The organism is Nitrosospira briensis C-128, assembly GCF_000619905.2.
Taxonomy (GTDB): Bacteria; Pseudomonadota; Gammaproteobacteria; order Burkholderiales; family Nitrosomonadaceae; genus Nitrosospira; species Nitrosospira briensis.
In genome coordinates this window covers 1349933-1371826 of sequence record NZ_CP012371.1, presented here as the reverse complement: position 1 = coordinate 1371826, position 21894 = coordinate 1349933, and the positions used below count along the sequence as shown (strand labels likewise).

At 50.9% G+C, this 21894-nt stretch carries 17 protein-coding genes; 9 read left to right on the top strand and 8 right to left on the bottom strand.

What is annotated here, in order from left to right:
* The first annotated feature begins 62 nt into the window (after nt 1–62).
* Nucleotides 63–1034 (top strand): hypothetical protein, encoded by a 972-nt coding sequence (locus F822_RS06230; protein WP_025041224.1) that lies wholly within the window; start codon nt 63–65, stop codon nt 1032–1034.
* A gap of 231 nt (nt 1035–1265) precedes the next feature.
* On the opposite strand, the gene F822_RS06225 is transcribed toward F822_RS06230, so the two are convergent.
* From F822_RS06225 to F822_RS06215, 3 genes are all read right to left on the bottom strand, one after another.
* The gene (locus tag F822_RS06225) at nt 1266–2465 is read right to left on the bottom strand and encodes an acylneuraminate cytidylyltransferase (protein WP_025041223.1); all 1200 of its coding nucleotides are present in this window, start codon (nt 2463–2465) and stop codon (nt 1266–1268) included.
* Nucleotides 2465–3343: an N-acetylneuraminate synthase family protein gene (locus F822_RS06220; RefSeq protein WP_025041222.1), complete on the bottom strand. Its 879-nt coding sequence runs from the start codon at nt 3341–3343 to the stop codon at nt 2465–2467. Before F822_RS06220 ends, F822_RS06225 begins: the two co-directional genes overlap by 1 nt.
* 139 nt (nt 3344–3482) lie before the next feature.
* Complete coding sequence (locus tag F822_RS06215; RefSeq protein WP_025041221.1) at nt 3483–4883, bottom strand: surface carbohydrate biosynthesis protein; 1401 nt, start codon at nt 4881–4883, stop codon at nt 3483–3485.
* Between the two features lie 628 nt (nt 4884–5511).
* Here F822_RS06215 and F822_RS06210 point away from each other — a divergent pair.
* From F822_RS06210 to F822_RS06180, 7 genes are all read left to right on the top strand, one after another.
* Nucleotides 5512–6183 (top strand): heavy metal response regulator transcription factor, encoded by a 672-nt coding sequence (locus F822_RS06210; protein ID WP_025041220.1) that lies wholly within the window; start codon nt 5512–5514, stop codon nt 6181–6183.
* On the top strand, nt 6170–7600 hold the full coding sequence (locus tag F822_RS06205; protein ID WP_197272885.1) for a heavy metal sensor histidine kinase: 1431 nt from the start codon (nt 6170–6172) through the stop codon (nt 7598–7600). Before F822_RS06210 ends, F822_RS06205 begins: the two co-directional genes overlap by 14 nt.
* Before the next feature lie 235 nt (nt 7601–7835).
* Nucleotides 7836–8186 carry a GlpM family protein gene (locus F822_RS06200; protein ID WP_231623586.1) on the top strand — a complete coding sequence of 117 codons (351 nt, stop codon included), beginning with the start codon at nt 7836–7838 and terminating at the stop codon, nt 8184–8186.
* A gap of 116 nt (nt 8187–8302) precedes the next feature.
* Nucleotides 8303–9238 (top strand): hypothetical protein, encoded by a 936-nt coding sequence (locus tag F822_RS06195; RefSeq protein ID WP_156304355.1) that lies wholly within the window; start codon nt 8303–8305, stop codon nt 9236–9238.
* A 187-nt stretch (nt 9239–9425) separates the two neighbouring features.
* A complete protein-coding gene (locus tag F822_RS06190) occupies nt 9426–10142 on the top strand; it encodes an acylneuraminate cytidylyltransferase family protein (RefSeq protein WP_025041217.1) in 717 nt (238 codons plus the stop codon).
* Nucleotides 10139–11125 carry a Gfo/Idh/MocA family protein gene (locus F822_RS06185; RefSeq protein WP_025041216.1) on the top strand — a complete coding sequence of 329 codons (987 nt, stop codon included), beginning with the start codon at nt 10139–10141 and terminating at the stop codon, nt 11123–11125. Before F822_RS06190 ends, F822_RS06185 begins: the two co-directional genes overlap by 4 nt.
* Nucleotides 11122–11958, top strand: a complete 837-nt coding sequence (locus tag F822_RS06180) for an SDR family oxidoreductase (RefSeq protein WP_025041215.1) — start codon at nt 11122–11124, stop codon at nt 11956–11958. Before F822_RS06185 ends, F822_RS06180 begins: the two co-directional genes overlap by 4 nt.
* Nucleotides 11959–12221: 263 nt before the next feature.
* On the opposite strand, the gene F822_RS06175 is transcribed toward F822_RS06180, so the two are convergent.
* A complete protein-coding gene (locus tag F822_RS06175) occupies nt 12222–13265 on the bottom strand; it encodes a phospholipase D-like domain-containing protein (RefSeq protein WP_231623585.1) in 1044 nt (347 codons plus the stop codon).
* 289 nt (nt 13266–13554) lie between these two features.
* Nucleotides 13555–14850 (bottom strand): hypothetical protein, encoded by a 1296-nt coding sequence (locus F822_RS06170; RefSeq protein ID WP_025041214.1) that lies wholly within the window; start codon nt 14848–14850, stop codon nt 13555–13557.
* 664 nt (nt 14851–15514) lie between these two features.
* Here F822_RS06170 and F822_RS06165 point away from each other — a divergent pair.
* On the top strand, nt 15515–16519 hold the full coding sequence (locus F822_RS06165; protein ID WP_231623584.1) for an O-antigen ligase family protein: 1005 nt from the start codon (nt 15515–15517) through the stop codon (nt 16517–16519).
* 17 nt (nt 16520–16536) lie between these two features.
* Here F822_RS06165 and F822_RS06160 read toward each other — a convergent pair whose 3' ends face one another.
* The 3 genes from F822_RS06160 to F822_RS06150 all read right to left on the bottom strand — a co-directional run bounded on the left by F822_RS06160 (nt 16537) and on the right by F822_RS06150 (nt 21346).
* On the bottom strand, nt 16537–19131 hold the full coding sequence (locus tag F822_RS06160; protein WP_053111336.1) for a glycosyltransferase family 39 protein: 2595 nt from the start codon (nt 19129–19131) through the stop codon (nt 16537–16539).
* 603 nt (nt 19132–19734) lie between these two features.
* Nucleotides 19735–20445 (bottom strand): 2,3-bisphosphoglycerate-dependent phosphoglycerate mutase, encoded by a 711-nt coding sequence (locus F822_RS06155; RefSeq protein WP_025040557.1) that lies wholly within the window; start codon nt 20443–20445, stop codon nt 19735–19737.
* A gap of 457 nt (nt 20446–20902) precedes the next feature.
* Nucleotides 20903–21346, bottom strand: a complete 444-nt coding sequence (locus tag F822_RS06150) for an HIT family protein (protein WP_036575380.1) — start codon at nt 21344–21346, stop codon at nt 20903–20905.
* Nucleotides 21347–21894 lie beyond the last annotated feature (548 nt).

Sequence of the window (21894 nt, the reverse complement as noted above, 5' to 3'; positions counted from 1 at the left end):
CCTTGCCCTGCACCCCAAAAACCGTACACTTCACCCCGTCCAACTACCGGATGTAGGATGATATGACAAGCAACACCTCAGTACCCGATCGGCAGCTCCCGGACGACTTGATCTCAGAAATGGCCTCGCTGAGTTCGAAAGTGGTATCGGCGGATTTTCTTATCCTCGTCGAGGCGTTGAAAACCCGTTTCGGGTCATCGCTGGAAGCGGTACTGCTTTATGGATCTTGCCTGCGTTCCCACGAGATCGGTGATGGGGTGGTGGATTTCTACGCCGTGGTGAACAGCTACAGCGAAGCTTATCCAGAGCATTACCTGGCCGTTCTAAATGCCTGGCTGCCGCCAAACGTATTTTTTCTCGAGGCGTCCGCCCAGGAAAGGAAGTTCCGTGCCAAGTACGCGGTGGTTTCGATGGCGGATTTTGAGCAAGGCACCCAACACTGGTTTCACCCCTATCTATGGGCGCGTTTTGCTCAGCCCTCCCGATTGCTGTATGCACGTGACGAAACGGTTCGCATGCGGGTCAATCGAGCGCTGGCCCATGCGGTGATAACATTTCTCGAAGCCAGCCTTCCGTTGCTGGAGTCGCCGGCAGTGAGCGCCGAGGCAATCTGGACCAACGGATTGACCCAGACCTATGCGGCGGAATTGCGGCCTGAGCGGTCGACGCGTGCCCGCCAGCTCGTGGAGCTCAATCTGGATGACTACGCACGCTTGACCCGATGCGCCGCATCGGCATTAGCGGAAACGCTAGAGGTATTGCCAGACGGAAATTATCGATGTTTAACGGGGGCGGCAGAGCGGCGCGGCTCATTATGGCGTTGGCGATTACGCCGTTGGCAGGGGAAAATCCTGTCTGTACTGCGGCTTTCAAAGGCGGCATTCACTTTCCACGACAGTATTAATTATGCTGCCTGGAAAATAGAGCGTCATACCGGGGTCCGTGTCGAGGTAACCCCCTTGTTGCGGCGCCATCCGCTGCTTTGGGGTCTTAAAGTTTCGTGGAGACTGTTGCGGCGAGGCGTAATGCGTTAGCATCGCTCAAGCGTCGATGCCGGGATTGGACCTTATATGGGCGAACCAGGGATCATCCCAGATAATCCATTAGGACGCGAGATGATGGCGAGGCAGGTTGCGAGACAATTTTGCCGGTTGAGAGAAGTCCATAGCTTGGTCTATGGACGCCGAGCAAGCGGCGAAAATGGCCGCAAACTGACCGCCAGCACTCGCGTAGGCTCGCAGAGCCGCCCAATGAATTATCTGGGATCATAAGTATGCCTCTGCTTCGGCAGACCTGTAAGGTGTCGTTTCGCTTGATTGAAGAATCAGATCGCAAACTTCGCGGACCGCACCATGGCCGCCAGAGTGCTTGCAGACGTAGTGAACTTGCCGCAGAATTTCCGGAACGGCATCCGCTGGGCAAAAAGCACTACCCACCCGGCTTAAACACTTCAGATCGGTGAGGTCGTCGCCGACGTAGCCGATATTTTGCAGGGAAATGCCCCAGCGTTGTGCCAACTCCAGGAGAAGCGGGAGTTTATTCTGTACACCTGGATAATATTCATCAATGCGCAGTTTCTTCATTCTGGCTGCGACGGCAGGGCTATCCTCGCTGCTGATAACGCACACGCTGATCCCATTTTCACGCAACAGCTGCAAGCCGTGGGCATCGCGCGTATTGAATTTCTTCAGTGCTTCACCGGCGGGTCCATAATACATTCCGGCGTCGGTCAGTGTACCGTCCACGTCAAGCACCAACACTTTAACCTGTGAGGTGCGAGCTTTCGCCGATATCCGGTTTTGTTTCAACAAAAGCTGCTCTACCGCCGTCCAGGCTGCTTCATCGATCACCTCGATTGCAGCCTCAGCAGCCATTTCATGGATGCCGATGTGGCCACCTAAACGGCAGCCGTGATCTCTGAGCGATTTCGCCCCGGTTAGATAGAAAGCGCCATTTTCCACCAGATACCCTTCAATATCTTTGGGCACAGGGCGTTTCCGGGGGTCATGGTCAACCGGCGCACCTGCCGGGGTCCAAAAGAAGCGTTTGGACTGCACGGCGGTTAAAAGGGAATCCAGGTTTTCAGAGAGAAATTTATGCTTGGCGGCACGAAAGTCTTCCGCCCGCGTGAGGGGCGAAGCGGCCTGAACCAGACATACGACATCAAAAGGGATCCTCTGCTGAAACTCAAGCAGCGCACTGTCCATGCTGTCGTCATCCTTCACGGCGGAGTAATCCAGAACCTCTATCGTCTTATCAGCCGCCGGAAATTCATCGGATATTTTTTTGCGAATCTCCACCGATGAGTCAGTAATGACATAAATGGTGTCGAAACACCCGGATGCGATGGCCTGCTCCAGGACCCAGGCGAATAACGGCCGTCCCGCAATATGGCGCGTAGCATTTCGGAGAATCGGAATCGATTCGAAGTTTCCATGCAGAGGCAGGAGAGCTACCCAACGCATCAGTTGAAGTGAACTCCCTGCACGCGTTTGAGCTTGTCGCGCTGCGAAAGCTCGATCTCTGTCATTTCATTTTCCTTGACCCGTAATGTCTTGCAGACGTTGCGAACATCTCGAACCAGCCTGCGCAGCCCGTCCGGTTCCAGCGAAGCGGCATGGTCGGTTCCCTTCCAGGTCCGGTCCAATGTGAAATGCCGTTCAATCCAGGATGCGCCTAAAACCACGGTTGCAATATCAACGGCAATGCCAAGATGGTGACCGGAGAATCCGATTTCCTTGACGCGGGAGCCAAACTTATCATTGAGGATCTGTATTTCCAGCAGGCAGACCTGATCAAAAGGAACGGGATATCCGGACGTGCAGGCGTACAGAACAACTCGGTCGGCGGCGCCGCACTTTTCCATCAATTGCACGATCTGCTCTTGTTCAGCAGGGGTCGTCATGCCCACGGATATGTGAATGTCACCGCCATAATGGTCGGCAAGATACCGCAGCATGGGAAAATTGAGATTACATGCCGAGGGTATCTTGATGAATTCCGGGTTGAGGCTGGCAATTTCTTTTGCCGAGGTAAGATCCCAGACCGACGTCGAGTAGCCGATCCCGACCTCTTGGCACCATTGTTGTAATTGTCGATGCTGATCCATGTCGAATTCGAGAAATTCGCGATGCGCGCCATAGCTTTCCCCATAACTGTTTTGGGGGTTAGGATGGCGTGCGCCATATTCTTCAGGGGTAAGTAATTCCCTGTTCGAACGCTTTTGAAATTTTACGAAATCGCATTTCGCAAATGTTGCCGCGATTCCTATCATTTCGCGGGCGATCTCCATGTCCCCCTTATGATTACAGCCTATTTCAGCAATGATTTTTGGTTTCTTCATAAATGATTTACGACTATCCTTTGATTGCAAATGAAATAAATATAAAACCCGAACCCATCTTTGGCGACTGCCGCCACTATATCGGACGGATTCGGAAAGTTTTTTTGAAAGAGGTCCTGAGGTTTAGTTCGAAGATTGGCTAACCCTGGATTTTGAACAGGTGTCTTGAATGTTGTTTGACTCTGATATTGCCGAAACGATTCAATAAATGGCCAAAACGCCCGATCTTCTGTTCGATCTCCGCAACCGTGATCTCGGGGAAGCGATGGTCATGGTACGAAAGCCGGTTGGGGCCAGGACGGCGCATGTTCAAGTTTGTGACCGAAGCTTTTAACTTGGCAAGTGTCCAGCCCTGAACAAATGTTCCGATCGGGGGTGAGGGCGGCTGCTTTCTACCATAGCCATTCTCCTCAAGGATATCGACGATGCGCTCGCAAGCCAAACGCCCATTTTGAGCCGCCAGGTAATAATCGATGAGTGCTTTGCGTTCCTCACCTCCCGCGACGCCCAGTTTGCCTTCAAGAATTCCGGTCAAGGTATGCTGCAATTCTTCAAAATTGAAGGACTGATAGCTTAACTTGGTGGGCAGGCCCTGAAACTCATAGTCATAATACTCGTTGAATGTCGCAAGGTAAGATATAGCGGGCACCCCAAGCGCATAAGCCTCCAGTCCCGTCGTGCAACCATTGTGCACCATTGTCTTCGCAGCCAGAAGCCAGGGGATGACATTGCCCTCATTGATGACTTTCACTCGCCGGCACTTGGCGGCGATCTCATTGTATACCTTGAAATTTTCACTCGGATGTGGCCGGACGACGATCGTCAGATCAGGAAAAGCCCGTTCGAGGGCGGGAATGAGTTGCTTGAAATCCTCCAGTATTGCCTGCTTATGATCCCATAATCCATCGGCAAATTCGCGGCTCATCCCAATCCCGGCCTGGCCGCGCCGGGACTTCTTTTGCCCATCTTTCGACGGCACAAACAAACCAACATTCGGAATGAAGGGGTTTACCTCAGTAAAGTTCGTGTTGATGAGAATGAAATTACCGTAAAGTTTACGCAATTTCTCTACTTCCGTATCAAAGTAGGGTCGCATTTCGGGCCGTAATATATCCCCGCGAGGATTTCCGGTAATATGGATAGGCATATTTGCGGGCAATTGCGGATACTGCTGAAGCAAGTCGACATTTTCCTGGCCCCAGGCAAATATGTGGGACACATTCCTGATTGTCGTCGGAGACAGTCGAACGGTGAAATAGGTGTCGGGGGGCGGGTGAACCAGCGCCTCTTCTTCCCATGCGACGATTTCATGTCCGAGCAAACGCAAGATTCTGAACATCGAACTGCTCAGGCTGCGCATGCTTTTCGCCAAATACACCCCCCGTGGAAGCGACGCCACCTCGAAATGGACAAACGCACGCGAACCGAGAATAACCGGAAAACCACGCTCTGCCGCTACGCAGGACAGCAGGAGTTTCGCGTCCAGTTCACGCACCTGATTTTCAACGGGAATAATAAGAGTCGAGGCGGAATTCGCCATATTCTTCTTCCAGACCTTTTGATCTGCTCAATGTATAAACGCTTTATTATCGCATTGCTGCGGGCGCAAGGTAAATCATTCGTATGTGACGAAACGTGCGCGATAACTCTGAGGCCGCGCTGGTTGCATAGATGGAAGATATGATTGCATCGTCGCAAATGTCGACTCAATCGGATTCATGGTTCGAGATATATCAAAGTTCCTGATGAAGGTACGAAGGGGCAAAATGGGGGGGCGACGCCCAAGTCGTCGTGTCCGGAAGCATGGATGAAAACTGATGGGTGAATGGGGATGTACGGAGTTTTTTCCCGTGCAATTGCTTCTTATAAGAAAGAATCCTTATTCTCAACGCGACGAGTTTGAATGACCTGCGGAAGCAATTGAGATTATCTTTATGGTAAATCATCAGTATTATAGACGCACGAACCCGATCAAAGTAATAGAACTCGTGCCGGGTACAACACATTATTCGGCTATCGTTTTTGCGGCAGGGCGCGAGCAGGTGAATTACCCTTTTGCATCAGGCGCTGAAGCGGAAAATCAAACTGCCTTAAACGCAGAATTTAGTTGTGATTTCCAGTTCCCTTATACTTTGAACCGGGTCAGGTTCCACAATTCCAGCCATATTATGCATATCCTGATCATCGAAGATGAAAAAAAGACTTCCTCCTTTCTCAGTAAAGGGTTATCCGAGTCAGGATATATTGTCGATACCACGGAAAATGGCGACGAGGGCCTGCTTCTGGCTCTCGATATCGATTACGATTTGATCATCCTGGATGTCATGCTTCCAAGCCGGGATGGCTGGTCCGTTCTCTCAATGCTGCGCCACGCGGGCAAACAGATGCCAGTACTTTTCCTCACTGCCAGAGATGCCATCCAAGACCGGGTCAAGGGATTGGAACTCGGCGCCGATGATTACCTGATCAAACCTTTTGCGTTTTCCGAGTTGCTGGCCAGGGTCCGCCTGCTATTACGGCGCGCGCCACCACGATGTAACGAGACCTTGAAAATTGCTGATCTGGAGATCGAATTCGAGCGCCAGAAGGCGACACGCGGCGGTAACCGCCTTGACCTGACATCCAAGGAATTCGCGCTGTTATCACTGCTGATGCGACGTGCCGGAGAAGTTTTATCCCGTACTCTGATTGCCGAACAGGTCTGGGACATTAACTTCGATAGCGATACCAACGTCATCGATGTGGCGATACGCCGGTTGCGCAGTAAGATCGATGATCCATTCGAGAAAAAGCTGATTCATACCGTTCGCGGCGTCGGATATCTGTTTGAAGATCGATAATGCTCATCAATTAAAAGTCACCCCCGGTTTTCGGGGTTGGTCGATTGCCAGGCAACTGGCCTGGCTTTATGCATTATCGGCTTCCGTTATGCTCATCTTTGCTTCAGGATTTCTATATTGGGTTCTTATTACCACGCTGGAAAAAGAAGATGAGCAATTTCTCAGCAGCCGAGTTCAAGTTTTCGATCTTATTCTTCGGGCTGGTAATACAGAAGCGCTTGAACGTGAAATTTCACAGGAAAATATTGGATTTTCCAACTCCCAGTATCGTGCCTACAGTCGCATACTGGATGAGTCGGGTCGTACGCTTTACGAGGCTCATGGCATGGATCGAGAAATTCCGCCCGCCGTATTTCCTGATCCAAATCAACTGACTGGAAAAGCGAAAAAATGGCGCTCTACCGCCAATAGAAGCTATGTACTGATTGCTGCCCAGACGGGCGACAATGACACCAATAGGCCAAAACGGCTAATTCATGTGGCATTGGATGAAACAGGCGAAGAAATACTGGTCAGTCGATATGAGCGCTATTTGATTGGCGTATTATTAATCGGCATTCTGGTATCCGCAGCCGTCGGAATAATCACGGCGCAGCGTGGCATGAAGCCCCTGGCTGATATTACCAGGGCCGCCGAGCGCATTACCGCAAGCCAACTGCATGAACGCATTGATGTCGCGCAATGGCCTCAGGAGCTAGTATCACTGGCACGTGCGTTTGATGCGATGCTTGACCGGCTGGAAGATTCATTTAGTCGCCTTTCCCAATTTTCAGCTGATCTGGCGCATGAGTTGCGCACCCCGATCAATAATTTACGCGGAGAAGCGGAAGTAGCCCTTTCCAAGCTCCGTGAGACTAATGAATATCGTGAAATACTTGCGTCAAGTCTGGAGGAATACGATCGCTTGTCGCGCATGATGGACAGCCTGTTATTCTTGGCCAGAGCCGACAGTGCGCAGACCATGATTACTTCTCTAACAATGGATGCGTCCACGGAAATCAGGAAAATTATTGCTTTTTATGAAGCGTTAGCCGCGGAGCAAAACGTTTCGGTAATTTGCACAGGGAGTGGGGAAATGAACGCCGATCCGATTCTTTTCCGAAGGGTCATCAGTAACCTCCTTTCAAATGCCCTGCATTACACCCCGGTTGGTGGAGAAATCACTTTTTCCATCCGTAGTATGGATGGTGGGATCGAGGTTGGCTGTCGTGATAGCGGGATGGGGATTGCGCAAGAACATCTGCCAAAAATATTTGATCGTTTCTACCGGATCAGTCCTTCTCGCAATATTAAAACAGAAGGCGCTGGGCTGGGATTGGCTATCGTAAAATCGATTGTCGATCTCCACCGTGGCAAGATCGCTGTGCAAAGCGTCGTCGGCCAAGGTACGTCCGTACGGCTTTTCTTTCCGGCGTAACCATGCCGTCGCTTTACCCTTGCGGACAAGCAAACTCGTCCCACTCTGGCTTCGCAAAGCATCATCCATAGCCCTGTTCAGTGCGCAACTCTTCCCCAAACATTACAGATTCGTAATGACTTCGCCATCTTTACGTCAGGATTCCTTTACTATAATTTTCACGATGACTTTTGAAACAGGTACCGGAAAACATGTATACGCTTCGAAAATCGGAATGGTAATGGAAGGAGTCGATATGATGACACTGTCTATCAAGGCACTGCTGGGCGCCTCTGTGGTAATAATTATCAGCTTGCTGGCGCATATGAAGAATTACTATCTTGCCGGACTGGTGCCGTTATTTCCCACTTTTGCACTGATCGCTCATTACATCATCGGTAGCGAACGCACTCATGACGAGCTCAAAAATACTATTTTGTTCAGTCTGTGCGGCATGATCCCGCTTCTTGTCTACCTGGTGGCTATCTATATGCTGGTCGACCTTATGCCCTTGAAATGGGCACTTGTCTGCGCCTCTGCATTGTGGTGTCTGCCTGCCGCCTTGTTGCTGGTTTTGTGGATGAAATTTGAAACAAGTATCGTTTGATGAGCTGACCCGGTTTTGCGCCGCTCAGATGAACAATCACGTTCGCCGTGCACTAACTCTGGGCTTGCTACAAAAAAACTGAGCTTGTCAGCAGGTCCGTGGCATTACGAAATAAAATGAGTACTTCCACCGAACCGATGAGAGAATATCCGATGTCTATAGCCCCTCCCGCTAACACTTCCGATGTCGCTCTATCTCCTTCGTTTCAGGCTGTTAATGATTCGTTAAAAAGATTTTCACTCACGTGTTTTCATGATCCAGTAAGAGTTGAAGAATATGTTGATTTATTCTCTCTACGAGCGTTGTGTAAGGCATTGGAAGCAGATCGAGCGGCAAGCAAAAACTCCATGCTCGAAAAATCCGTCTCGGCGTTTGAGGAAAAACCGTTTGAACCCGAATACGAAGATTTGTGTCGTCTTCATTGGATCGCATTAAGTCGTAAGGTCATCAACGCTCTCGAGTTTGGCAGTGGCTACAGCACAGTAATCCTCACCGACGCGATGCGCATACTTGACGGACACTTTGGTGAGTGGGCAAGAAAATCCATTCGTAGCGACAATCCATTTCACGTGTATGCGGTTGAAGAGGAGCAGCATTTTTTAGAAATCACCAGATCAAGACTTGGATCAAGGCTTCAAGCATTCGCCACCATTTCTCATAGCTCTGTTGATGTTTTGATTCACGACAATAGAATCGCAAGCGTTTATTCAAAACTACCCAACATATCCCCTGACTTTATCTATCTCGACGGTCCCTCGCAATTTGCCACTACACAAGAGATAAACGGTTTCTCGTTCAACAGCAAAGCAAGAATGCCGATGTCGGCGGATATTTTGAGAGTTGAGTTTTTTCTTGAACCGGGCACGCTTATTCTGGTGGATGGTAGAACCGCCAATGCCCGTTTTTTGAAATCCTATCTGCGTCGAAACTGGATCCATCTGCACGACTCCATTGGGGATATTCATTATTTTGAATTACAGGAAGAACCGCTCGGGCCCTTCAATAAGTTGAAGCTCGAGTTTTGCTTGAATGGAAACTGGCTTATTGCCTAACTCAGCTCCACCGTAGCCTGAACGGCTGATTGGGCGCATGTCTGTGTCGCTGTGGCGCAGGCATGTTTAGTTGTCCCATGGCTCCTCCCTTCGGAACATCGCTTGACAACCACTTACCCCAAGCGCATCATTTCGGCCGAAACGGGCTATCAAGCCTACTGAATTGAAGCAGTGCAGACTGTAGTCGATGTTAATTTATTCACTCATTCCCGCGCGGGGAGGATCAAAGGCCGTACCCCATAAAAATATCCGGCTTTTGCGGGGAAAACCCCTTATCGCCCATTCGATTGAGATTTCCCTCAAATGCCCTTCCATCCAGCGAACTTTTGTCAGCACGGATTCGGAGGAAATTGCCAAGGTCGCGAGAAATGCCGGCGCCGAGGTACCCTTCTTAAGGCCCAGTGAACTCGCGCAGGACGACACGCGGGACTTGCCCGTATTTCATCATTTTTTGCGATGGTTGGAGCAAAATCGAGTTCCACTTCCCGATGCTATCTTTCAATTCCGTCCAACTTCTCCCTCGCGTAGCGTTTCAAAAATAGAAGAGGCTGCTGAGCTCCTGAAAAAAAATCCGGAAGCCGATTCGGTTCGAGGAATCATCGAACCGGGGCAAAATCCCTATAAAATGTGGACCATCGGAGCGGATGGTTTTATGCAAGCGCTATTGAGCATTCCCGGCATTCCCGAGCCCTTCAACGAGCCGAGGCAAAGTTTGCCCAAGGTGTATTGGCAAATCGGTTATCTGGATTTGATTCGCACCCGGACCATTCTGGAAAAACATTCCCTCACAGGCACACACGTCTTGCCGCTTAAGATCGACAGCAACGACTCCATCGATATCGACGATGAATTCTCGTTTCAACTGGCCGAATTTCTGATGGAAAGACGGGGAAGCACCATTTGAAAGCTTTGGTGGTTGGCCTTGGATCCATTGGAGTCAGGCACCTCAACAATTTACATACGCTCGGAATTCGCGAACTCGGCGTGGTGCGAAGCCGGAATCTTCCGCCCCCCATGGAGATCATCCCCGAAGGTATTACTGTCTTTCAAGATCTTGACCTCGCACTCAGCCACAAATTCGACCTCGTGGTGGTGGCCAACCCCACCTCCCTTCATCTGGAAACGCTCATCAAAGCCCTTAAGGCAGGGTCCCACGTTTATGTTGAAAAACCCATTGCCCATGAAAAACAGCGGCTGCCCGAACTGGCTCGCTACCTCACTTTGAATGGGCCTAAAGTTTTGGTGGGGTGTCAACTCCGGATGCACCCGGGACTGCAGAAAATCGAAGAATGGATCAAACAGGATAAACTCGGAAAGATCTATTCGGTGCAAGTGGATCTGGGAGAATACCTGCCCGACTGGCACCCTTGGGAAGATTACCGGCAGAGTTATGCAGCGCGCGCGGATCAGGGTGGAGGGGTTGTTCTGACGCTTATCCATGAGCTGGACTATTTGCATTGGCTTTTCGGAAAACCCAGGGAGGTCTTTGCTATCGGAGGGCATCGAACATCTCTCGAAATCACAGCAGAAGATACCGCGCTCATCACGTTCGAAACCGAGCAAAATATCTGTGTTCAGCTCCGGATGGATTATTGGCGAAAGCCGCCTGTCCGCCATATGAACATCGTAGCTGAAAACGCCATCGTAGACTGGGACTATCCCACTCGCCGCACTACCCTGAAACAAAATGGGCAAATCCTGGATGAAATGGAATTACCTTCAGCCTGGGACCGGAATGCGTTATTTCTATCCATGATGGCGGAATTTATTGAGACGTTTTCCGGAGGATCGACTCCCCGAGTCACTTTGCAGGACGGCATCGATGTCCTGAACACCGCCCTGGCAGTCAAAAAATCCCTTCAAACCCATCAGAAGGTTGCTCTATGAATCAACCATACAAAGATACGCCCTTTGATCTTACCGATCGCGTGGTGCTCATCAGTGGAGCCACCGGTCTGCTCGGAAAAGAATTTGCTCTCGCCGCCGCTTCGGCTGGTGCCCATTTAGTACTGGGAGATTTAAAGAGAGAAAATCTCGAATCTCTAAAAAGCGAAATTGCTTCTGTTTATCCAAATACGAAAACATGGATCCAGGTCCTGGATGTGACCGACACCGATTCTTGCCGGTCCATTGTCCAGTTATGCGAAATTCAGTTCAATCGAATCGATGCTGTTATCCACAGCGCCGCTATTGATCCGAAATTTGAACGGGGTTCCGACACCACCTCTTTTTCCAAATTTACCAAGTTTCCAAAAGAACTTTGGCAATCCTCTCTGGATGTCAATTTAACGGGTGCTTTTTTATTTACCCAGACTGCATGCGAGGTAATGGAAAAATCAGGGAAGGGATCCATTATTTTTTTGGGATCCAATTACGGACTTGTGGGGCCGGATCAACGTATTTATAAAAAAGCAGGTCAAGAAAACCAGACATACAAGCCCGCCGTTTATTCCGTTTGCAAAGCGGGTCTGTTGGGATTGACGAAGTTTTTAGCGGCTTATTATATGAATACCGCCATACGGGTGAACCTTCTCACGCCTAGTGGAGTCTGGAATCAACATGATGATGAGTTTATTAAAAACTATTCATCCCGTACTATCCTGGGCCGCATGTCAGAAAAAAACGAATACCGTGGAGCCGCTATTTTTCTAGCCTCGGATGCTTCGAGCTATATGACTGGAGCAAACCTGGTCATGGATGGAGGATGGACTGCACTATGAATATGCCTTGAAGATGTGATCCTTACCGAAGTGAGCTACACCGCAAAAGGTGATTTCTGGTTAAAGCCGAGTTTTGGGTATTACAATTTCGGATTTTCAAGTTGTCGGCGCTAGCAGCCTATCTCGTATTTCACTGCTTTTTCGGCCGGTAGAATAACTATTGGCCTTCAAAATCCGCAGAATCTATCCTCACCCAGTCACTTTTTTGCTGCAATTCTTCAAGCCCGACAGGCGGCCAGGATTTCCGTTCATGTCCGCCTTTTTCATTCCAACATATTACATCGGTCGGCGAAGGCCTTGAAAAGTATGGGGTCGCTTGAAATAGCGGCAATTTCATGGTTGAGCCAGAATGATGGTTTGGTCCAATTGAAACTACCAAAAAAGGACCATACCTTCTCATGCTCTTCTACCAGCACGAACTTGAGGTGCATCGGAAGATGCTCGGGATTTCTGATTCGCTTGAACTGGATCCTGGCGGCCGAGAGCCGTTGTTCTACCTTCGCAGTGACGCGCCTGAAGGTTGAATCTGCAAATATCTCCAGTGCCGCCCCTCGATTGGCGAGCTCAATCATGACATCGGCGGCGCGCTCTGTTCTGATGTGCGATGCAACTATGCGGACGCGCGCAGTGCCGCCAACCTGGCTCAAGAACTCCACCACCGGGTGCGTGCGCATCCGGGGCCAGAAGTAGATAGTTGTGTCAACGTTGCTGATCGCCAGATTTGCATGGGCAGAAAACCGGTAAAGTAACCCTGGCGGTACCCGATTCAGCTGTCGAGCGTGTTTTATCAATCCGCCAACAAGATGTGGATCGACGAGTCCGACAAGCACATTGTGTCCCCGGTCCTGGTCACCTATTTTCCGGATGATCTCCGGCTTTTCCTCCGGTACGTTTCCTGATGGATTGAAAGAGCCGATAAACGCTATGGGCTTCGGGTGCGAAAAGCAGTAGAGTTTTTCGTGTAATTGCGGTTTCCACGATTTCCCTGGCGGTGCGGGTACACCGGGGAGGGTAACAACACGAAGTCCTTCAGCCAGTCCATCGGGTGCGGAAAGCCTTGCTATTACAGCATCATTGGCATCGGGAACCCGCGGTTTGCCTGCTAGCGTTACGGTAACCTTGACGCCGCGTTTATAAGCTTGAATGATCGCTTCCGCGAGCCGCAGGTCACGAAAATAATAGGTAACCCAGTCGATGGATCCGCCGGACGGAACCGCGGCAATATGCTCCTCCAATATATCGCGCAGGTAACCTGGAGGCTGGTCGGGGCCGCCAAAATATATCTCGAAAGAACGCTTTTTCTCCACAGCTAATCCCGAGAAGATCTGGTTATTGCTGTCGAGGCGAAATAATTGAATGGCTCTGCCAATTTATTGATCCGCACGGCTTGATGGTTTATTTAACCCAGATAATCCATTAGGACGCGAGATGATGGCGAGGCAGGTTGCGAGACAGTTTTGCCGGTTGGGAGAAGCCCATAGCTTGGTCTATGGACGCCGCGCAGGTAGCAAAAATGGCGGCGAAAATGGCCGCAAACTGACCGCCAGCACCCGGGTAGGCTCGCAGAGCCGCCTAATGAATTATCTGGGTTTAATGCTAAAGACACGATTGAGCATTTACTCCGGGTCTTCCCTTCACTTGCGCTTCAAGCAAAACCACATAGCGGGATAATACATCCGGTCCACCGACGTGAAGCATCTCATTGATGAATCGCAGCCGATGTTCCTCCACATAGAAGGAATCGCAACCGCTGGTAAGAAACTCGTCAATTCTTTTATACACATCATCCCGGCATTTCAGTTCCGTCTCGGGTATAAAACAGGCTAGCGCAGAACGTCCGGCATGCAGGTAATCGGCGGCCAGCACCGGTTTTTTCGCCTTGACTGCTTCAAAAACCACCGAAGTGGCAAGGTCGATAATAACATCCGCCCAATTCATCAAATGAATGGAATGGGTGTCATCGCTTGCCACGCTTACATTCGGCAGGCGATGCAGGGACGAATCTTTGGTCAGGGGCTGTCGCCGGCCGCCGCGCGTATGTGGCTTGATCACCAATTCTACTTCGGGAAAAGCGGCGATCATCCCGATCACCTCGCTGACTTCCTCCCAGAATGTCGTAAAATTGCTCTTCCTCAAGAACATCACGACTTTAAGCCGGTTACCGGAGCGAGCTGTCAGCAAAGATGGAGAGATTTTTGTCAATTTCTCCAACCATTCGTCACAGTAGCGTGGAGAACCCAGCACAGCAATCGCCTGGTCATCCAGGAACGGACGGAAGCGCTTTGCGCACAATTCATTGGGTACCACAAGCTTATCAAATATCCTCGCCGCAGAAAACAGGCTATCCGGCTCGAGTCTCCACTCATGGTGTCGTATCAGTTGACTGGCATGAGGACTATCTCCATGCGGCAGCGATGCTGTACCAAAACCCATGGTTCGTGCCGTAGACACAACCGTCTCGACCCACTCCACGGAAATAGGCGAATCTCTGGTGATCCAGTCAAATACGATCACACCCTCATCAATACCATTGAAACTCCGCTGCAATAAGCGGTTAGTGGTGCTCCGCCAGATCGGTTCGCGCCGTTTGGCACCGTACATCCGGGCCAATGCGCCGATAAGAGGGCCTATAAACAGGCGCCTCAAACTACTGACCAGGAGGAGCATCTGCATCTGCCATCTCAAGAATTCGAGAGGTGGCAACAGATTACGAATATGGGCAATTCGCACACCATCGAGCTTGCTCAGAAATTCAATACGGTAGTCACTGAGAAATTTTGGACTACCGACCAGGACGATATCGCAGATATGACCTGCCTCGATCCATTTCGAGATGACTGGGGTGATGTGATCTATGTCATTGTAATGGCGTAGAAAAAAAAGCGCTTTCATATGAGCCATCGCACTACGTTTACGCCAGACGGAATTATCTTCGCCTGACAGTTAAAAAACGGATCAAATAGGTCCATTGCTGGCAAATTTGAGAATATAAGAACTATATTTCATTCGAAATACTTATCACGAAGCACACAGGATTATTGCAGTGACGTAAGGTATTCCTGAAGGAGTACACCGCAATTTCATCCCATCGCAATATATGCATAATGTGAGCTTATAATAAAATTGATTCTTTACGGCGGTTCAAACCTGCTCAGGGGTCAGCCGAGCGTTCAGAATAGCGCTTCATATCTAAACACCTGCAACAGGGGCCCTTGATCAGGGTGGAATTCTGAGCCGGCTGACCATGAAATATCAACTTATTTGATGTGTTCGGAAAGATCATAGGGTACGAAATTTAGCTGGGGAGATTATAGGTCGAGTGTCCGATGTATAAGCAATCAATCATGCTTCCAGCCTGATGAAAGACGTTCAGGTGTGGCACAACACGCTGGTAAAGTTTGTGCTGTTCTTTTTCGGCATAGCGCTGTGGAGTAAATGGCTGAGCTTGAATGTAGGTATTCTCGTGACCTTGCTCTGGATTCTGGATAACGGTTTTCGCAGGTTCGGACAGGCAATCAAAGAACCTCTCGTATTGGCAATACTCATCTTCTGTGCTGTGTTGGCGCTGGGAATTCTCTGGGGCGACTTTCCCGAATCCGGACGTTTGAAATGGAGAAGATATTTCGGATTTCTGGTCTTCCTGCCGTTTTTATCGCTTTTGAATAAGGATCGTCTGCCTTGGGCAATCAATGGTCTGCTTGCGGGTTATTTTAGTGTTTTACTTATCGGAATTTACCAACGGACCATTGTCGGGGCGCAAGGCATTCCACCCCTTGATATAAGCTATCTGACCTTCTCATCGATGCTTGGGATAGGGGTTATACTATCGCTATATCTTGCCAGCGTGAGCACCGGTAAAAAAATAAAGTCAGCATTATGGCTTCTGGCGACATTTCTATTTTTTATGCAGTTAAACCAGAATGGGCGGGGACCTCTTCTGGCCACCTTGCTTGCATCTGTATTTTTAATTTATCTGCGCTATAAAACAGAAAAAAAAGCCCTTCTGAGTATTGTCGCATCGGTAACCATTATGGTTGTGTTTTTCGCATACACTGATGGCAACCTGCATGAAAGGCTGGTTCAGGCCCAGTCCGATATCGAGTTGTCCAAGCGAGGAAAATACGATAACAGCTTGGGTTATCGCCTCGCCGTCTGGGATGTCGGACTGCATGGCATCGCTCAAAAGCCCTTGTTTGGCCATGGCACAGGCGTACCCGAGAGCTATTTCGAAAAAATGGTGGTCACATACAAAGATGGTCGGTACAAGGATTTGCCAAAATTCCTTGAAACCGCTCATTATCACAACGACTGGATTGAAATTGGAATGCATATCGGCGCACTTGGCATTCTGGCGTTCTCATTTCTTCTATGGAGTTGGTATCAAACCCTGAAAACATATCAGCTTCCCATCCTGGGAGCAGCTTTGGTATGCTTTATTTTTATATCGGGGCTGACGGATACTTTTGCTCTTTTTAGCAAAATTCCCACTTTGCTTCTGGTCATCACTGCTGTTGCAATTGGCCTGCAGAAAGAAAATCGTGATAAGGTAATGAAGCAATAGATTTTCTTTACTGAGGATCAAGGATTTTTACCCAAATACCCCCGCGCAATGCGGTAATGCACCTGCCGCAGCGGTTTGCCTTCGCGCATGACCACTCGCTCCTGTATCGGACCGGGTTGTAAGAGCATCCGGTCAATATCATGTATTTTCGTGGTATGCTCGAGATCGCGGCGCCATATGCCCACCATGATGATTGGCCTGGTGGTGGGTGATTCCGATGGATACCAGAAATCATACATGGCACCGCTATCACCAAACATATTGCGCGAGCGTATCTCCATAGGCTCATCGCCGCGATTGTAAAAAGACAAGGGCGCAGCCACCGACCATTTGCTCATGCCCACTACAATGGGCTTTTGCCCAGTCTGTTGTCGAACCTCCGCTACAATCTGCTCGACCTCACTTGTGGCTTCGCGCCAGAAATAACGTTCGGACAAAAACTTGTAGGGAATCCCGGGGATGCCGAGCACCACATAGTGCAGTACGAATCCGTAGAGAAGCAGGCAGATCATGATGGCCGGCTTCCAGGCTGCCTTCACACGGCGTGCGGTGGTGCTGAGATCGCCCGCTTGGCCCATCATCCACGCCATCGTTGGCAGCACCGCGAGCCATAACGGACCGGCCCAGTGGAACCGTTGCGAATCGAAAATACTGAGAATCAAGAACACTGACAGTGGCACGCCGGTGAACACCCCCACGAACAGGCGGCGCCTGCGTACATAGGTGTTGGAGTCACGTTCGGTCCTCGGCCACAACGCCATGGCTGCAGCAAGCAAGCCCACCGGCGTCAACAGGACCATGAGATGGAGAAATAATTCATGGACCGAGAATTGATTATCACCTACCCCCTGGACCCGGCTTGACTGAAAGGTAATCGACGCCCAGTCGTGCTGGAAATTCCAGATGATCACGGGAGAAAACAGCAGTAGCGCAAGTGCGGCGGCCAGGTAGGCATGTGGACGGCGCAGCCAGCGGCGCGAAGCGGGGTCCAGGATCACAAACAGCAGCGCCGCTGGACCCAGGAGGCCCAGCGTGTATTTCGACAGGATGCCCAGGCCGAATGCAATACCCATGCCCAGCCAGGCCGAACGCTCATCGGCTATCAATGCGCGCTCCATATAGTAGAGCGTGGCAGCCCAGGCAGCCACCAGCGGTGCATCCGCTGTCGCCACCATGCCAGTGGCAAAGTAAAACGGCAACACCGCCAGCAGCATCACCGCGCGCATAGCGGTCGACTTATCGTACAGATTGCGTGCCAGCGCATACAAATAAGCCATCGTTATCAGGCCACAGCAAAACGAGCCGATCCGGACTCCGAACTCGCTGTTGCCGAAGATCGCGGTGCCAAGCCAGATCAGCCAGGCCACCATGGGCGGGTGATCATAAAAACTCAGGTCCATGTGCTCGGCATAGGCCCAGTAGTAAGCTTCGTCGGGAATCAGTTCGGCTGTGCCCAGATAGATCAGGCGCAGCAGGACGGCAAAGGCAACGATTCCAATCGATGCGACCCGCCAGCGCACTTCCGGCGAGGGCGGATTCACGCTGACGGGAAATACGTAGAATGCGGTGCCGAAGTAGTTGATGACGGCCGTTGCGGCGATGGCCGGGAAGATGGCCAGAAACGGGGGCAGGTGCCAGCCATCGATCAGCAGGGCCAGTACGCCGCCGCGCATCAGTAACGCAAACATGCCTACGGTGAGGGCGCGGCCCAATTGATTCCACCGCAGGTCGCCTGCATGATCGCGGAATGATCTTCCGGAATGGAGTGAGTAATTCACCGCTGCGGCGGTGAAGAAGCTCATGATGTGCGCCAGGGCGAGCCCGGAACCACGGCTCATGAGGAATTGAAACAACAGCGCGTCTATGGCGACGCTCAACAATCCGACTGCGGCAAAGCGGCCGGCGGCACCGACCGGGACGGTACCGCCGGCCAGGGTCATGAGGCGTTGCAGGTAGGCCCACTGCGGGCGGACTGATAATCTGGAGGTGCCGTGGGTGCGATGGGTGCCATGACGAACGCGGATGGGCACTTCCACGACCCTGAGTTTGCCTTGGCCGGCCATGAGCAGTTCGAGCAGGAGTTCATGGCCGTGTGCGGGTTCGGCAATGGTGGCGGCCAGTTCCCGCCGGAAGGCGAAATATCCCGAGGTGGCGTCGTTTACGTCGCAGAGGGGGCGGGCAAGCCAGTTGGCGAGGCGCGAGAGCCATCGGCGCGGCAGGGGCTCTCCTTCGGTGCTGCCGCCCGCTACGTAGCGACTGCCGATGGCGATGTCGCAGCTTCCTGCCAGTATGGGGGCAATCAGGGCGGGCAACCGTTCCGGCGGGTAGCTCAGGCCTGCATCCATCACGACGATGATATTCCCGCGTGCCGCTGCCGCGCCGGCCAGGATGGACCGGGTGAGACCGGGTTTTTCCCGACGTTCGATCAGCCGTACATTCGCCCGTTTTTCCCAGGCACGCACTTTGGCGGGCGTGCCGTCGCTCGAGTTGTCGTCAACAACAATGATCTCGACGTCCTCCGCCGGCAGGTCAAGCTCGTACAGGCGCGTCAGCAAGGGGTCGATGTTGTCGGCCTCGTTGAACGTGGGGATCACTATGGAAACTTGCGCCAAGGTTACCTCTAAAAATTGATTAGCAGATTTGTCCTATCCGCAATCCGATATCGTTGACATTCGATGAAGATCTGACGAGCGTCAATCGGGGCATATACTGCGCTGCATCCTTTGAGGTCGAACCAGACAACAGCTTTCTCCCAACGTGTGAGCCTGCGGATTTTACTCCTGGCTCATCAGTCCAATTGAGGATTTTCCCACGGTCAGGGCGATGCGAATTCATGGCGGGTAAGCTTTGCAATTACTCTACTTTTTTCCTGAGCGGTGTGACTCCGTTTCGCAGCACTTTTTTGAAATTAAAAGTCTCAAGAGTGGGCAGAAGATGAAAGGGGCAGCGACAGGATGAGAAAGGCATGCGAAGGGTCGACTATTTGGCAAGCACTTGGCGAACCCAGGAAAACAGACGGTATGTCCATTAAACCCGAGGCCCGCTCCATTTGCGCGAATCAGGGCGCGTTACGCCAACAGACTTGGTATTGCGATCATCGTAAAGACTACCAATATGCGACTTGTCATGCGCTGCTATGGCACTGCCATCCGATTTCGCCAGTCCGGCTGGTGCTTCGATTGCCTTAAGCGCTATTCCACTTTCCTTGATATAAATTATTTTACAAGGCCGGCCTGGCGATCAGCATAGTAATGTCGGACGGGATTCAGCTTATCGTCAAGTTCGTATACCAGCGGTCGCCCTGTGGCGATGGATAGCCTTATTAGCTGGACGATGGACAAATCGTCCAGTTGCATCACTAGTGCACGCAAAATATGCTTGTGAGCTACGATGAGAACCCGCTTTCCGTGTCGAATTTCCGGCAGAATTACCTCCTCCCAGTAGGGTAGCACCCGCAAAAGGGCTTGCTGCATGCTCTCAGCAAGGGGCAATTCCTGCCTGTCGATATTCGAGTAACGCTGCTGATTTCCCGGAAACCGCGCATCACAGGGGTCGAGCGGCGGCGGCCGTGCATCAAACCGCAGCTGGGAGCCGAGGATGGGCCAGACACCAAATTTCCTGATCGCCTTCAGGGGATCGATCCCTTCCAGCGCGCCATAGTGTCGTTCGTTTAAACGCCAGCTCCGCTGTACGGCCAATTCATCGACCTCCATCGCTTTTAATACGATACGCAGCGTCTCCGTAGCCCGCTGGAGTTCCGAGGTAAAACATATATCGAACTTATATCCCGCCTCCCTGAGCAGACGGCCAGCTTGCTCGGCTTCCTGTTCACCTCGTGGCGTCAGGGCAACATCATTCCAGCCGGTAAAACACCCCTCCCGGTTCGAGATACTTTCCCCGTGCCGCAACAGAACGAGTTGTGTCATACGCCGGTTTACCTGTCCAAGCCAGATAAGTGGTAGTTGACGCTGGGACCTGGCGTTGCAAAAGGGCGCATGCTCTCTATTTTTCGTTCGTAGACGTCGAATCTGAAGTGGTCGCAGTGGTCGCTGAGTATATACAATCTTAGTATGGACAGCCATGGGTAAAATGCTGTCAAAAGGCTAATGGGCCCAAAATAAAATATTGATAAAAAAACCGAACCGTAGAGTCACAGATTGGGGTGTTCTACCGGATCGCCAGCAGGCGGGATTTCTGATAATAAATACCACTGATTGGTTTCAGGAACGCATGAATGGGTCATGGTTTAGTCAGGATAGGCCCCGGCATCAAGGAGTATCCTTGCCGGAGCGATGCTTAAAGAATGCGGTGTGTGATAGGTTATCCAGTATGGCTGAAATCTCTTGGACAAAGGGATAAAGCGATGAAAACCGGGGCCGCATATTATTTTTTGCCCCAGCAGGAAACGGTATGATCGATAATGAGACGATTGGTTTCGGCATCGATCTCATAGGTCCGGTTGAAATCTGGAGCCCCTGGCCAACCGGAGTCGATAAATTCCATGGCATTGAAATACTTTGTTTTCGCATAACGAGGGATGACATGGAAGTGCACATCCGGATCAACCATCATTAACATCAGGTAATTCAACCGGTCGTAACTGAAGGCCTTGGCCAAAGCAGACTCTAGTTGTGATATTACTTCGTGAAGCTCAGTAAAGCTTTCCTGGCTAAGTGCCGAGAATGAGCGAACTGGCTCATGAGCGGCTAGAATCAGGGAACCAAGCGTTAGCTGGGCTGGACGCAACATGACGCTCCAGTATTGATACTGATGAATTATTGTTTGTGGTGCGCCAAACTTCCGCATGGTTGCGTTAAAGACCGGCATATCCGGCGGCGGGGTATTGATAATCGAAGAATCCATAAGATTTGATAATTGATGGGTTTCGTCCGGCTGAGTTCGAATCAATTGTTTAGCGGCATCGCTTGCAGGATACGATACGAAACATATCGGCACAATCAGCCATCTTGTACAATGGCGCGGGGAAAGTCATATAGGGGTGCCGGCATATCGATGAGGCAGGGTTGAAATTGACCGCATATGCCGGATTTCGCGTTTTTCCGCATGACGAATGGTGGTGCGTACATTGGTTGAAAGATTTTTTTTCTGGATAATTCTGCCGCTATAATCTTCATCTTCCAACGCGTTCTTCCTTCGGTGATTATCAGCAGTCTCCACATGCATTGATACCCTCTCGAAAGTGCACCCTATCACCATGAAGTATATACGGCTATTAGCATATATGGCCATTCGCCCCCGCCGGTGCAACGTTTAAGCTAAATAAAATCAAAGAGAATATACTCAAGATGTCTTAGTCCAAACGGACTATTTTTCCCGCTATGGTAAAGAGTTATTTTATTATCTGGTATTGCTGA